At 42.3% G+C, this 13,957-nt stretch carries 8 protein-coding genes; 4 read left to right on the top strand and 4 right to left on the bottom strand.

All coding sequences use genetic code 11. The features are described 5' to 3' along the window. Window positions 1–193 precede the first annotated feature (193 nt). Window positions 194–721, bottom strand: coding sequence for a sugar O-acetyltransferase (locus KG708_RS16385; protein WP_213611567.1), 528 nt, complete (start codon window positions 719–721; stop codon window positions 194–196). Window positions 722–883: 162 nt separating this feature from the next. Between KG708_RS16385 and KG708_RS16380 the strand changes: the two genes are divergently transcribed. From KG708_RS16380 to KG708_RS16365, 4 genes are all read left to right on the top strand, one after another. Next, window positions 884–1,648 carry a DeoR family transcriptional regulator gene (locus tag KG708_RS16380; protein ID WP_213611566.1) on the top strand — a complete coding sequence of 255 codons (765 nt, stop codon included), beginning with the start codon at window positions 884–886 and terminating at the stop codon, window positions 1,646–1,648. A 46-nt stretch (window positions 1,649–1,694) separates the two neighbouring features. Further along, window positions 1,695–3,515 carry a glutamine--fructose-6-phosphate transaminase (isomerizing) gene (glmS, locus tag KG708_RS16375; protein WP_213611565.1) on the top strand — a complete coding sequence of 607 codons (1,821 nt, stop codon included), beginning with the start codon at window positions 1,695–1,697 and terminating at the stop codon, window positions 3,513–3,515. A gap of 110 nt (window positions 3,516–3,625) precedes the next feature. Further along, window positions 3,626–4,816 (top strand): alpha/beta hydrolase-fold protein, encoded by a 1,191-nt coding sequence (locus tag KG708_RS16370; protein ID WP_213611563.1) that lies wholly within the window; start codon window positions 3,626–3,628, stop codon window positions 4,814–4,816. Between the two features lie 148 nt (window positions 4,817–4,964). After that, window positions 4,965–6,257 (top strand): DEAD/DEAH box helicase, encoded by a 1,293-nt coding sequence (locus KG708_RS16365; protein ID WP_213611561.1) that lies wholly within the window; start codon window positions 4,965–4,967, stop codon window positions 6,255–6,257. A 97-nt stretch (window positions 6,258–6,354) separates the two neighbouring features. On the opposite strand, the gene KG708_RS16360 is transcribed toward KG708_RS16365, so the two are convergent. The 3 genes from KG708_RS16360 to KG708_RS16350 form a co-directional block, all read right to left on the bottom strand. Beyond that, window positions 6,355–9,576 carry a S41 family peptidase gene (locus KG708_RS16360; RefSeq protein ID WP_213611559.1) on the bottom strand — a complete coding sequence of 1,074 codons (3,222 nt, stop codon included), beginning with the start codon at window positions 9,574–9,576 and terminating at the stop codon, window positions 6,355–6,357. A gap of 154 nt (window positions 9,577–9,730) precedes the next feature. After that, window positions 9,731–11,104, bottom strand: a complete 1,374-nt coding sequence (locus KG708_RS16355; protein ID WP_213611557.1) for a 5-methyltetrahydrofolate--homocysteine methyltransferase — start codon at window positions 11,102–11,104, stop codon at window positions 9,731–9,733. A 26-nt stretch (window positions 11,105–11,130) separates the two neighbouring features. Beyond that, window positions 11,131–13,554: a TonB-dependent receptor gene (locus KG708_RS16350; RefSeq protein WP_213611555.1), complete on the bottom strand. Its 2,424-nt coding sequence runs from the start codon at window positions 13,552–13,554 to the stop codon at window positions 11,131–11,133. Window positions 13,555–13,957 lie beyond the last annotated feature (403 nt).

Raw genomic sequence — 13,957 nt, 5'->3', positions numbered from 1 at the left:
GTTAAAGAGAAAGAAAGCCTATTTTATGCATTGATTATGTACTCTCTAGTGCTGTGGGCACCAAGTCATTACAAGACTGCAAATACAAGCAAGCCCGACTAGCAATAGTCGGGCTTTTTTACGTCTGGAATAAAGTGAAAATACGGGTTCGAGGTATAAGGGTAAATGTGAGCCTAAGGCTTAACGATGATCCTTAGCACTTTCTTATTTCACGTGCTGGATTGCCGGCAACCACGGTATTTGATGCAATGCTCTTAGTTACCACTGAACCCGCACCAACAACAGTGTTATCACCAATGGTAACACCAGCTAACACAATAACTCCCGCGCCAATCCACACGTTATTGCCAATGATTATCGGTGCTGCAAAGTTCTCTTTATTGAGTCGCTCTGTGGGGTTCACAGCATGCGAAACGGCCAATAGTTGAACATTAGGGCCAATTAAGCAGTCACTACCAATCGTAATCACACCTTCATTAATTGGTGCATCTAATACAGTGCAATTAATGTTTATAAAAGTACGATCACCAATTTGTATTTGACTGCCATAGTCACAATGAAAGCCCGCTTCAATAATTACTCCATCACCACAGTGTGAGCATAATTCTTTTATTCGCTTTAAATTACCTTTACTGGGGCTTTTATTAAATAAGCGGCAAATTTCGTGCACAGCTTTTCGCTGCGCTAGATTCTCTTTACTAATACTATTAAATGACTGCATATCAATTTTGTTTAACTTAAATAATGGTGCCTAGCTTAACCTACTTTAAGCATGATGATAATTTGAATAAAACTGCTTTATTTTTATGCATTCACTTGCCATTTATTATGTTTCGTTTAAAATCCCCTAACTTTCGAAACGAAACTTAATAGCAGTTACTTAATGACCAAACGAAACACCCAGCAACGCCGTCATCTGATCCTTAGCCAAGTAAATGAGCTTGGTGAAGTGGCCGTTGAGACTCTTGCTGAGCAGTTTCAAACCTCTGAAGTAACCATCCGTAAAGACCTAACAGCCCTTGAAAAAAGCGGACTATTATTGCGCCGTTATGGTGGGGCAATAGCATTGCCACAAGAAATAGTCAGTGATGACATTGATTCAAAACGTAAAGTGGCGATTGCAAAAGCCGCAGCAGCACTCATCAAAGATCATAACCGCATAATAATCGACAGCGGCCGCACTACTGCAGCGATGATCCCTGAGTTGGCTACCAAGCAGGGGTTAGTTGTTATGACTAACGCAATTAAAGTGGCAACACGTTTATTAGCACTTGAAAACGAGCCAACCCTTTTGATGACCGGTGGCACGTGGGATCCGCATTCAGAATCGTTTCAAGGGCAAGTAGCTGAAAATGTTCTATGCTCATATGATTTTGATCAGCTGTTCATTGGTGCCGATGGCATTGATGTAGAGCGTGGAACAACCACGTTTAATGAACTTGTTGGATTAAGCCAAGTGATGGCTAAAGCGGCGCGTGAAGTTATTGTGCTGGTTGAGTCAGAAAAGATTGGCCGAAAAATACCAAATTTAGAATTACCGTGGCAAATAGTAACCACATTAATAACCGACAGTGGCTTAGCAAGTGATAAGCGTGCAGCCATAGAAGCGTGTGGTGTAAAACTAATTTGCGCAGAAATTATGGATTAGTAACTACACCGTGAGTTGCTAGAATTAAAAAATTAATGGAGACACTATGTGTGGAATCGTTGGGGCTGTTGCAGAACGTCCAGTAAATAAAATCTTAGTTGAAGGCCTTAAGCGTCTTGAGTACCGCGGTTACGATTCAGCGGGCGTAGCTTTACTTGAAGGCAATACACTTAATACCGTTAAAGCGGTAGGTAAGGTAGCCAACCTCGAAAGCGCGCTGAATGAAGCAGGCGTTAGCGGCCACACCGGTATTGCACACACGCGCTGGGCAACTCACGGTGGCGTGACTAAAGCAAATGCCCACCCGCATATTTCAAACAGCGAAATTGCCTTAGTACACAATGGTATTATTGAAAACCACGCAAGCTTACGCACCGCCCTTAAAGGTGATGGTTACGAGTTTTTATCAGACACAGATACTGAAGTCATGGTGCATTTAATTCATCAGCTACGCCAGCAGCACACCACTTTATTAGCGTCAGTTCAAGCAGCTGTTAAACAGTTTGAAGGTGCATTTGGTACAGTCGTATTTGATAAAGCTAACGACAACGAAATTATTGTTGCCCGCTCAGGCAGCCCGTTAGTTATTGGCTTAGGCCTTGGCGAAAACTTTATTGCCTCTGATCAATTAGCATTATTACCAGTAACGCGCAGCTTTATCTACCTTGAAGAAGGCGATGTAGCGCGTATTACTCGCGACACGGTAGAGATTTTTGATGTAGATGGCAACGCGGTTGAACGTGAAGTTGTTGAATCAAACATCACTCAAGATGCCTCAGGTAAGGGCGAATACCGTCACTACATGCTTAAAGAAATTTACGAACAGCCACTTGCGGTACGTAACACCCTTGAAGGTCGTTTAAACGACGACCGTGTTGCTATTGATGCCTTTGGTGAAAGCGCACAGCAAATATTTAAAGACGTAAAACACGTACAAATTATTGCCTGTGGTACGTCATACCACTCAGGAATGGTTGCTCGTTACTGGCTTGAGCAATTTGCAGGTGTTAGCTGTAACGTAGAAATTGCCTCTGAGTTCCGTTACCGTCAGTCATTTGTACACGAAAACAGCCTACTAGTAACGATTTCACAATCGGGCGAAACAGCTGATACTTTAGCTGCACTGCGTTTAGCTAAACAGCAAGGCTACATGGGGTCAATGACTATTTGTAACGTACCAGGCTCATCGCTTGTACGCGAATCAGACCTTGCCTTTATGACCAAAGCCGGTGCTGAAATTGGTGTTGCCTCTACTAAAGCATTTACTACGCAGCTTGTTGGTTTGTTAATGCTTACTGCGTCTATCGCGCAAGAAAAAGGATTAGATCAAAGCACGATTGTTAACGCTATTAAATTACTTCCAGCTAAATTAGAAGAGACGCTACTATTGGCTGATGGCATTGCAGACCTTGCAGAAGAGTTTGCCGACAAGCACCACTCATTGTTTTTAGGTCGCGGTTCACAATACCCAATCGCGATGGAAGGCGCGCTTAAGCTTAAAGAAATTTCATACATTCACGCTGAAGCCTACGCAGCCGGTGAGCTTAAACACGGCCCATTAGCGCTTATAGATGCCGACATGCCAATTATTGTTGTAGCACCAAACAACGAGCTGCTTGAAAAGCTTAAATCAAACGTAGAAGAAGTACGTGCTCGCGGCGGTATTATTTACGTATTCGCTGATAAAGACTCACACTTTGAGTCAGACGACACTATGCGTGTAATCAACGTAAACCATGTTGATGACGTAATTGCCCCTGTTGTATATACAATTCCACTACAGTTGCTGTCGTACTACGTAGCGGTCATTAAAGGCACTGACGTTGACCAACCACGTAACTTAGCAAAATCGGTTACAGTTGAGTAAAATCAACAGGTTATAGGTTTTGATTAATGTTAAAAAAGCGCTTAAGGCGCTTTTTTTGTGCCTGAAAGTCTGTTAGCTTAAGTAACTTATTATTCTCTAAGGGATTAGTCATGCGTTTATTAACCGTTATTTGTTTTGTTAGCTTTAGTATTTTTAGTTCACAAAGTGTCTTTGCACAAGCTGGCATTAAACAGCAAAGTGCTGATGACTCTCAATTCATGCACACTATTAAATCGGCTGTTTTAAACGAAGAACGCACTGTTGTTGTACAGTTACCAAAGAGCTACCAAGCTGAGCCAAATAAGGTATATCCTGTCATATATGGCTTAGATGGCGCGGGTAATATACCGCTTGCTAGTGCTGTTATTGAGCGTTTACAAAATGATAATCGTGCGCCTGAGGTTATTATTGTCGCTATTGAAAACACTAATCGACTTAGAGATTTTTACCCTACAGTGAATAAAGAGCCACAGGGCCCAGTTGGTGAAGGGGGCGGTGCTGCAACGTTTTTAGCGTTCTTTGAGCAAGAGCTCATTCCTTTAGTAAATAAGAACTATCGCACGCATGACTATAAGGTTATATCTGGCGCCTCTGCGGGCGGTGTATTTGCGCTATATGCTTTGCAGGCCAAACCTGAATTATTCCAAGCACATATTGCTTATAGCCCCGCAGTTTGGTGGAATTATGGTGCAATGGTAAAAAGCACAAAATCGTTTATAACTAAAACGAAAGAACTTAACAATTACGTTTACATTAATATTGGCGAAGAAGCCGGTATAATGCGTGAAAGGTACGATGAATTACAACAATCACTGCAATCGCATAAAGTGCAAGGGTTACGCTTTTTTAGTGATGCGTTTGATGGTATCTCGCATGGCTTAACCTCTGCTGCTGGCGTATTTAATGCCTATTACAACTTATTTTTACCTAAGCAAATGCCAATCAGTGCTTTAACTGACGATGTTGTCTCTATTGATGCTTATTACCAAAATCTATCTCAACAATGGGGCGAACAGGTATCGCCACCGGATCGCGCTGTTAGGCTACTTGGTTATAACCTAACGGATAACCAGCAATTTGAACGGGCTATTGAGGTGTTTAAATACAATATAAAAAATCACCCAAAATCAGTTAGTGCGATCTCTGCTTTATCTTATGGCTATGAGATGCAAGGTAATATTAGTCAAGCGCTGGCTCATATGGAATCTGCTTTAGCCATTGCAGATGACTCATACCCTTATATAAATTACTTAAAAGAAACAAAAGCTAGGTTACAGGTAGAGCTAGATAAGCGTAACTAGGGTTTTTAGTTACTGTTAAATAAAAATGACGCGCAAGCATCTTTTTATTACCTGTAGCTAAATATTATTTAAATCACTAACCTCTACTTAATAGTTGCTAAATACGCTAAAATTACAGGCTATTTTTAGCAATGAGCCCGCACCTTTTATGACCTCAGCCGCAAATCCTAGTAATTTCAACGAACTTGGCCTTATTCCAGAGCTAATTGCTCGTTTGTCTGATCTTGAATACTCGCAACCTACGCCGATTCAGGCAAAAGCAATTCCAAGTATCTTGGCGGGAAGTGACTTAATTGCGGGGGCAAATACCGGCTCTGGTAAAACAGCGACGTTTGCGTTGCCGATATTGCAAAAAATATCACAAGGAGCACTCAAGCGAGATACCAAAGGGAACTATGTATCGGCGCTTATTTTAGTGCCAACCCGTGAGCTGGCAACGCAAGTAGCTGATAATGTTAAATCGTATTCGGCGCATTTTAATGGTGCGATTAAAACGGTTGCCGTGTTTGGTGGTGTGTCGGTTAATACCCAAATGCAAGCGCTACGCGGTGGTGCTGATATTATCGTAGCAACCCCAGGGCGTTTGCTTGATTTAATCTCAAGTAATGCGATTAAGCTCGATAAAGTAACTACGCTTGTGCTTGATGAAGCTGACCGCATGTTAAGCCTTGGCTTTACTGAAGAGCTTGCTGAGCTATTAGCGCTTATGCCTGCTAAAAAACAAACCATGTTGTTTTCAGCGACTTTCCCAGAGCAAGTAACGCTTTTAACGCAAGAGCTGTTAAATAATCCGGTTGAAATACAAGTTCAAAGTAAAGACGAAAGCACCTTAGTACAGCGCGTATTTACAGTTAATAAAGGCGAGAAAACCACGGTTTTAGCGCATTTAATTAAGCAGCACAAATGGCGCCAAGCGCTGATTTTTGTCAACGCTAAAAAAGACTGTGAGCACTTAGCCAGCAAGCTTGAAAAGCGCGGCGTGAATGCACAAGTATTCCATGGTGATAAAGGCCAAAGTGAGCGTACTCGCGTAATAGAAAAGTTTAAAAATGGCGAAATAGAAGTACTAATAGCCACGGATATTGCCGCCCGTGGTTTAGACATTGCCAAACTGCCAGTAGTGATTAACTTTAACTTACCGCGTAGCCCTGCTGATTACATGCACCGTATTGGCCGAAGCGGCCGTGCTGGTGAAGTAGGCCTAGCGTTATCGTTAATTGATTATGAAGACTTCCATCACTTTAGAGTTATTGAAAAGAAAAACAAACTTCGCTTAGAGCGCGAAGAGGTAGCCGGCTTTGCTGTAAACCAAGCCAACCTTGATGCGGCTGAGGCGCTAAAAAACGAAAAGCCAATGGCCAAGCCTGAAGGCACAGGTAAGAAAAAGAAGAAAAAATCCAACCAAGAAGATGACGTATGGAGCGGCTGGAGAAAAAGATAAGCCTTAATACATATAAGTCATTAAACTCGAATTATTAAAAACCCTGCAAATTTGCAGGGTTTTTTATTGGTGTTAGCTTGTTTAGCTATGCAGCAAATTAAAACTTAGAAGGTGCTGGTGGTATCACTAAGGGTTGTTTAGGATTTTCTTTAAGCTCCTTTAATAACTCTTGTACAGCACGCTCTATTGATGGGTCTTGGCCTTTATAAATAAGCTCAGGACGATCGATTACTTTAATATCTGGTGCAACACCTTCGTTTTCTATGATCCAGTTACCTTTTGTATCTAAAATACGGAATGTAGCAGCAATTACTTGCCCGCCGTCTACAAGGCTTGGGTTACCAGAAATACCAATTAAACCACCCCATGTACGGGTACCAATTAGCTTACCTAGACCAGCTTGGCGGAAGTAGTAAGGAATTGCGTCACCACCAGAACTTGAATAGCCATTTATTAGCATGGCTTTAGGACCATTGTGTGCAAACTGCGGTGTTTTAGTTGGTTCTACTCCACGGCGTTTCCAATAGTTAAGCGGTTTACGCGCAAGCCAGGTGATCATATGCTCAGGAATAAAACCGCCGCCATTGTAACGGTCATCAATAATCATGGCGTCTTTGGTTGTTTGCGGCATGTAGTTTTTAAACATGGCGCGGTTACCCTCATAGGCTGTATTTGGCAGGTGCACATAGCCAATACGCCCACTTGATAGCTTATCAACGTAGGCTGCACGCGAATTAACCCAGTCTAAATAACGTAGGCCTTGCTCACTTGCTATCGGTTTTACAGTTATTTGCCATGCGCCTTTGCTACGCGGCTTGTTGTTTAGCACTAGCTCTACTTGCTCGCCTTGGGTGTTTTCAAGGAGTTCGTAAAAGTTAGCAACGTCTTTAACTGAGCGGCCATTTACCGCAATAATGTAATCGCCGTTATGTGCTTTTACACCTGTGGTGCCAAGCGGTGAACGGAAATCGTCATGCCAGTTTTCACCTTTAAAGATTTGTTCTATTTTTACATAACCAGATGGGTCGCTTGCAAGCTTAGCGCCTAATAAACCATGGTTTTTACGCTCTGCTTTAGGCATATCACCCGACTGCACATAAATATGGCCAGAGTTAATTTCACCGGCAATTTCGCTAAGAACATAATCAAGGTCGCTACGATGGCTAATGGCATCAGCCATAGGTTGGTATTTAGCTAAAATAGCATCCCAATCTTGACCGTGGTGGTTTTCGTCGTAGAACCAATCGCGCAGTGTGCGCCAACCTTCTACATACATTTGTTGCCACTCTGCTTGCGGATTAATTTTAAGCGTCATTTTGCTTAAATCGAGCTTATTTGCGTCTAAATCTTGTTTTGGCTTAGGTTCAATTAAGCTGTAACCGCCATCTGTATGTACAAGTAGGTGTTCGCTATTGCTTGAAATGGTGTAATTACTAACGCCTTTGGCGACTGTTTCTAGCTCACTGTTGTGATCGGTGCCTATTAGCTGTAAACCGCCATTAGCAAGAGTTAGTACGCCGTCTTTTACTGCGGTTAAGCTACGGTAATCGCCTGCTGGGGCATTAAGTGCGGTAACACGTTGCATAAAGTCATTGCTTTGCAGTACATTTTTAACTTTTTTGTCGTCTTCTTTTTCATCTTCTTTATCTTGGACAATCGTGGCTTCGTCACTTTGTAAGGCAATAAGCGGTTTAACACTATCGTTTACTGCAGCTGCATAAATACGAGTTGCACGATTAAACATGTAATCAAACTCGTAGCTACTAAATGCCAGGTTAAAGTCGCGCTCTGAGCTAAAGTAAAGATATTGACCATCAGGCGAAAAAGTAGGGTTTTGCTCATTACTCATTTCGTCTGTTAAGCGCGTTACCTTTTTCTTTTTAAGGTTGTAGTGCCATAGCGAGGCATAACGGTTTTCGTTATTTTTAACAAATACAATGTCTTGGCTGTTAGGCGACCAAGTATATTGAGTAATGCCGTCTTCGTCGTAAATACCAGTATCAATTTTGTGTTGCTTGCCCGATTTTGCATCTAACCACCAAAGTGTGTTGTTTTTATCTGAAAACAACAATTTAGAGCTATCTGGTGACCAAATGGGCGTAAAGCGCCAAATAGTGCCATTGCTAGTGAGTTGCTTAATAGCATTATTTTTACTGCGATCTTTTAAGTAAATTTCGTACTCGCCGCTTTCATCGCTCATGTAGGCTATGTAGCGCCCATTTGGTGACCAGCTTGCATCTATTTCGCGGCTTTTTTCTGTGTAAGATAAGTTGCGTGTAGGCCCTTGTTTAATTGGTACACTAAACAGCTCACCACGGGCAGTAAATACAGCACGTTTACCATCGTGAGAGAGCGACATAGAATCAATAAAATCGCTAACATTTTTGCTATACGGCATTGCGTATTGGCGCACGCCAGCAATGTTAATGCTTAGCTTAGCGCTTTTTTGTGTTTTTGCGTCAAAGCGATATAAATAACCGCCGTTTTCATAAACAATCGCATTTGGGCCAGCTGAAGGCCAAAGTACGTCAAAGTTTTTATAGTTGGTAAGTTTTTTTGGTTCGCTGCCTTTGCGGTACTGGTAAAGGTTTAGCGTGTAATCACGGTCAGACACAAAGTAAATATTGTCACCAACCCAAGTTGGTTGCTGGTCGGTTGCACGGTTTGTAGTTAGTTGTTCTGATGTATTTTTTTCTAAATCATAAATCCATACATCTTGCGCACGACCACCACGAGTACGTTTCCACGTACGAAATTCTCGATCAATTGGCGTGTAAACATATTTGCTGCCATCTGGAGATAGCATGCCGCCACCAGTTTCTGGAATCGCTAATGGCTGTTCAAGTCCGCCATCTGCAGGAACCATGTAAGGGCGGCCCATACGTTTTCCCCATGGTGTGCGGTTAGCTCTAAATACCACATTTTTACCATCGGCGGTCCAATCTAAAACGCGGTAATCAAAACCTCCACGCGGTGGCATTGGGCCAACGTCATTATAATAAGTAAGTTGCTTTAGGTTTGAACCGTCACTGTTGATCACATAAATTTGTCGGCTACCGTTATACTCGGCTGAAAATGCAATGCGCTTACCGTCAGGGGAAAACTTAGGAAATGTTTCAAAGCCAATATGGTCGGTTAAGCGTTTGCTTTCGCCTGTTTGCGTATTCGCAATATAAATATCGCCACTGTAGACAAAAGTAACGGTTTGGTTATGAATATCTGGAAAGCGAAGTAAACGAGTGTCTTTAGTCTCATAGGCCGATACACTCGGCGCGATTGCTGTAGCCAAGGCAAGAGCCAATGTTGTTAGTTTTTTCATGGAATTACATCCTATATTAATAGCTATCCCATCATAACAATAAGGTGAAAAATAGCGATGCACTTACGATAAAAGGTCTGTTACAAAATGTGAATAAAAAAGGTTGGCATTAAAATGCCAACCTTCAAGGGAGTACTCTTTTTAAAGTGTAAAATTAATGTACGTGGTCGTGCTCTTCCTCTTGTGCAATACCTAACCAAGTGATCGCGGCTGGTGGGAATGTAAGTTTTAGTTCACCTTCAATTTCTAGATCGTCCAAATGCACTTTTACTACATGCTGTGCGATTGGATCGGCCACATAAGCAAAGTGACCATTTTGTGCCACTGTCATCGAGAACTTCATACCGTCAGGCATGGTTGAGACGTCTTCTGCGGTAATATCAACTTTACCCGCTAGTTCCCAATGCGTATGACCGTCGTGTGCATGTACCTCAAGTACGTTTAAAAAGCCTGAGTTATCAAGCACTAAAAACTGCTCGCCGTTTGCTGAGAAAGAATATGAAACCGCACTTACTCCTTCGTCAAGCTGCCACTCTAGTGCCTCCATTTCAGCGTCAATTGGATTGATACTTACAAAAACGCCAGAAGCGATACCGATAAAGGTGTCACTGTGTTCGTGGCCGTACAAAGTTCCAATGCGTGCATCGCCAATAGCGTCGATATTAATTATTTTTCCAGCGTCGTACTCATTGTCATGTTGGTGGGCAAGTAACACGCCATCACGACACCCAAAGGCAATATAGTCGTGATTTTGCGCAGCACCATGTAAATCTGGGCAAGTCACCGATAATGTTTGCTCTAATTCGTATTCCCCATCATGCAGATGATAAACGCCTACTTGATCTGGTAGCACTTTTGCGTTTGATGAGCTTTGTGCATCATCACGACGGATTGTTGAGAGTAAATGCTCGCCACGTGGCTGTGCCACACCGTGCATATTGATGTTGTAGCTAATGCTTGGCAATGTCGGTGTGGCATTACTGATATCGTTATCGGTTAATACACTAACCGATGCAGTGGTGCCTGACTGTGCGTCACCATCAAAAAATACAGCTAACTTACCATCATAATTCACAAGGTGTGTTGGCCGACTCGCTGTGGTTAGTTCATAGCTGCTCCAAACAGGGGCTTGTTCGTAGTCATGTAGATGAGCGCCGTGATCTTCGCGCCACAAGCCACCATCTATAAAGCCTAAGTAATCTTGAGCTCGACTGTTAATAACCGCATAACGAAAATCAGGCGATGCCGATAGCGTGTTTGAACTATTTACTAAGCTAAATGAATCGAGTAATACATTATCGTCTAAATCAAAAATGCTGGCTTCGTTGCTGTTGCCAGCAAGCACTGCAAGGCGACCTAAAGAATTAATAGTATATTCATCCCCATGATCGTGACCGTCACCGTGGCCATCATCTGGGGTTTCAATAGGGTCTTTCTCAACAATATTCGTTTGTGCATCGCCACAGGCGGTTATTAATGTGCTGCTAATTGCAAGGGCGATGAGTTTTAATTTGAATAGCTTGGTCATGTTAGTTTCCTTTTAATTATAATTTATTAGAAATAGCCGCGAATACCGAGTGCAAAACTACGCCCTGGTCGAGGAGCTATATCTTTTAAAAATGAGCTGTGTACACGAGCTTCCGTGTCGGTTAGGTTTGTTCCGCGAAGATACAAAGAGAGATCATGGTTAAGCACAGGTAAATCATAAGAGATACTGGCATCAACAAGGGTATAGCCATCGGTTGCTGTTTCTGTTGCTGCAGTGCGATCTTGTTCTTGGTAGCGGGTTACATGAATGTGAGCACTGAGATTATTTGTTTGATAACTAAACTCTGTACCGAAACGAAGAGGAGGTGTGCGAGGTAAATCACCGCCTTTATCTAGGCGAGCACGCACGTAATCAGAAAACAGATCAAGTTTAAACTCATCGCTTAGCTGCCAGGCAATTTGTGCTTCAAAGCCATGCAAAATTACATCATCTGTTTTGTATAGATAAACAGGTAATTCTGATGAATGGTCGTGACCATGATCATGTGAATCATCGTGATCGTGGCCATGATCGTGGCCACTTTCTGCGTATAAACCAGTATTAATTTGATAGTAGTAATTATCTACTTGGTTATAAAACGCATTGAAAATAAAACCAATATCGCCTTTGGTTTTACGTAAGGTCAAATCAATGTTATTGGCAGTTTCTAAATCAATAGCGCGCTCAGAGAGCGTAAAATGGTGGTTATGAATATCAAATAATGCCCCCACTTCATAGCTGCCAGTACCAATGTGTGGGCCGAAAGATAATAACTCTGAGGCAGCAGGTGCACGCTCTGAGCGCGATATCGATAAGCCTAAGTTATAGCTAGGGGCAAAGTCCCAAACCGCACCCGCAGATATGCTAACAGGGGTAAATTCATGCTCTAAGTCAAACGCTCGGGTGTATGCCGTGTGAGTATCATCGCCGTGATCATGCTCACTGTGATCATGACTACCTGCTTCTGCTTCATGTGAATGAGCGTCAATGTTAGGGAGTAATACATTATCAGCACTAATAGTTACACGTTCAACACGCCCGCCTAATTGGACCAAAAAGTCACCAAAGTGTTTCTCTTCCATAAGTGCAAAAGCGAGACTTTGTGTAACTGAAGGAGGAGTGAATGCTTCTGAACCTTGTGCTTCAACATCTGCATGTTTGTAATGAAAGCTAATGCCGCCATTCCACTCGTTAAAGGGATTGTGCATCAGATCGATTCGTAACTCATTGGTGTTGTTTTCAAATACAGTGCCGACTACGCCATGTTCAATTTCAGCATGTTCGTAGTCAGTAAAGCCCGCGCGAAGGTTTACTTTATTAAGCCATTTACTATGGAGATTATATTCACCGAGTAACTGCACTTTCGTTTGTTCAAGATCAGCAAATACAGCATCCTCTTCGCTGAGCGCTTCTTCACCACCATGGCTATGGCCCGGAATACCGTACTGACGATTAAATTGCTCTACGGCTATACCAATAAAACCCTGATCAAATAAATAGCTAGTACCTAAGGTAAAGCCGTCAGACTCTTCATTGCTATTTGCAACAACATAATCGGAGCTGTGCGTTGTATGCTCATGTTCATTATGTTTTAGCTCAGCCGCTACAGGTATGTCATAGTCATCCGACTCACGCCAAAATGCATCGGCGTAAAATGCAAATGAGTCAGTACCTGTGGTGGCATTAAAAGAGGCTACTTTTTGGTTATCAACTGAGTTGTGCTCTAGGTTCCATTCACCACGAGTTGTGTTATCTGTAGGTACACGATTATCGACAATATTTACTACACCACCAATAGCCCCACTGCCATAAAAAAGAGTGGCTGGGCCACGCAATACTTCAATTTGCTGGGCTGTCGACGCCTCAGATGCAACAGCATGATCGGGGCCTACGCGTGACACATCACTCACATCTAGACCGTTTTGTGTGATCATTACTCGTGGGCCACTTAAACCGCGAATAATTGGAGTGCTAGCTACTTTGGCATGAAAGTTAGTGTTTACACCGGGTAGCTTTTCAAGGCTATCGCCGAGAGTGGCTGCTTGCTGGCGTCTTAATTTTTCGCCAGATAATACGCTGACCGGCGCAGCAGACTCCATTGCTGACATATGAATAGGTGTTGCTTCAATATCAATCACTTCAATAGGAGATCGTTGTAAATTAAACGAAAGGGATTGACTACCCTCATTGTTAAGCATGATATCGCGATGAACATGCGCATAACCTGGTGCAACAACATGGAGTTCTTTTAAGCCACTTTTTAAATCTGTTATTACAAACTTGCCGTTTGCATCTGTTGTTACTTTTATATTTGAATCTTCAATTTCTACCGTTGCGTTTGAAATTGCCTTGCCTTGCTTATTTAACACAACACCTTCAATAGATTTTGCAAGTACACTTGCGGGTAATAAAGCCGCTATCAAAATAGCTAATTGAGATTTTCGTTTCATTTGATTACCTTAGTGAATGTTATACTATATCAATTGTGCTTGAAACGTTATACTATATCAATAGCAATGTTGGCTAATGTTATAAAAAATGAAACTTTAAACATTTTTTGCACTAACTTAGACAGGAAAGCCTTTTTCAACATTCTGTAGGCTTTGTAACTGCTAAGTAAACTTGTCATATCAAGTTCCTCAAAGACATCATTGTGGCAATAATAAACAGTCCAAGTTGTTCTAAAGCGATTTGCCGCGAGGCTAAAGATGTGTATAACTTTCCCGTGATTTGATAATCAATTCGTGTAGGTAAATCACCTAATTTAGGTCGACCGGCACTCGCATACAGCTTGCTTGTCTTACCATTTTATAAGGGCGGTTTGGGCATCTTGTGCGCAAGCAAAGCGTTGTT

It is taken from the genome of Pseudoalteromonas sp., from assembly GCF_018402495.1.
GTDB lineage: Bacteria > Pseudomonadota > Gammaproteobacteria > Enterobacterales > Alteromonadaceae > Pseudoalteromonas.
This window is presented reverse-complemented; position numbering and strand designations above follow the sequence as displayed.

What these genes read in the sequence shown, in the direction of transcription:
- KG708_RS16385 (WP_213611567.1), bottom strand. Translation starts at nt 721, where the DNA reads ATGCAGTCATTTAATAGTATTAGTAAAGAGAATCTAGCGCAGCGAAAA.
- KG708_RS16380 (WP_213611566.1), top strand. Translation starts at nt 884, where the DNA reads ATGACCAAACGAAACACCCAGCAACGCCGTCATCTGATCCTTAGCCAA.
- KG708_RS16360 (WP_213611559.1), bottom strand. Translation starts at nt 9,576, where the DNA reads ATGAAAAAACTAACAACATTGGCTCTTGCCTTGGCTACAGCAATCGCG.
- KG708_RS16365 (WP_213611561.1), top strand. Translation starts at nt 4,965, where the DNA reads ATGACCTCAGCCGCAAATCCTAGTAATTTCAACGAACTTGGCCTTATT.
- KG708_RS16355 (WP_213611557.1), bottom strand. Translation starts at nt 11,104, where the DNA reads ATGACCAAGCTATTCAAATTAAAACTCATCGCCCTTGCAATTAGCAGC.
- KG708_RS16350 (WP_213611555.1), bottom strand. Translation starts at nt 13,554, where the DNA reads ATGAAACGAAAATCTCAATTAGCTATTTTGATAGCGGCTTTATTACCC.
- KG708_RS16370 (WP_213611563.1), top strand. Translation starts at nt 3,626, where the DNA reads ATGCGTTTATTAACCGTTATTTGTTTTGTTAGCTTTAGTATTTTTAGT.
- glmS (WP_213611565.1), top strand. Translation starts at nt 1,695, where the DNA reads ATGTGTGGAATCGTTGGGGCTGTTGCAGAACGTCCAGTAAATAAAATC.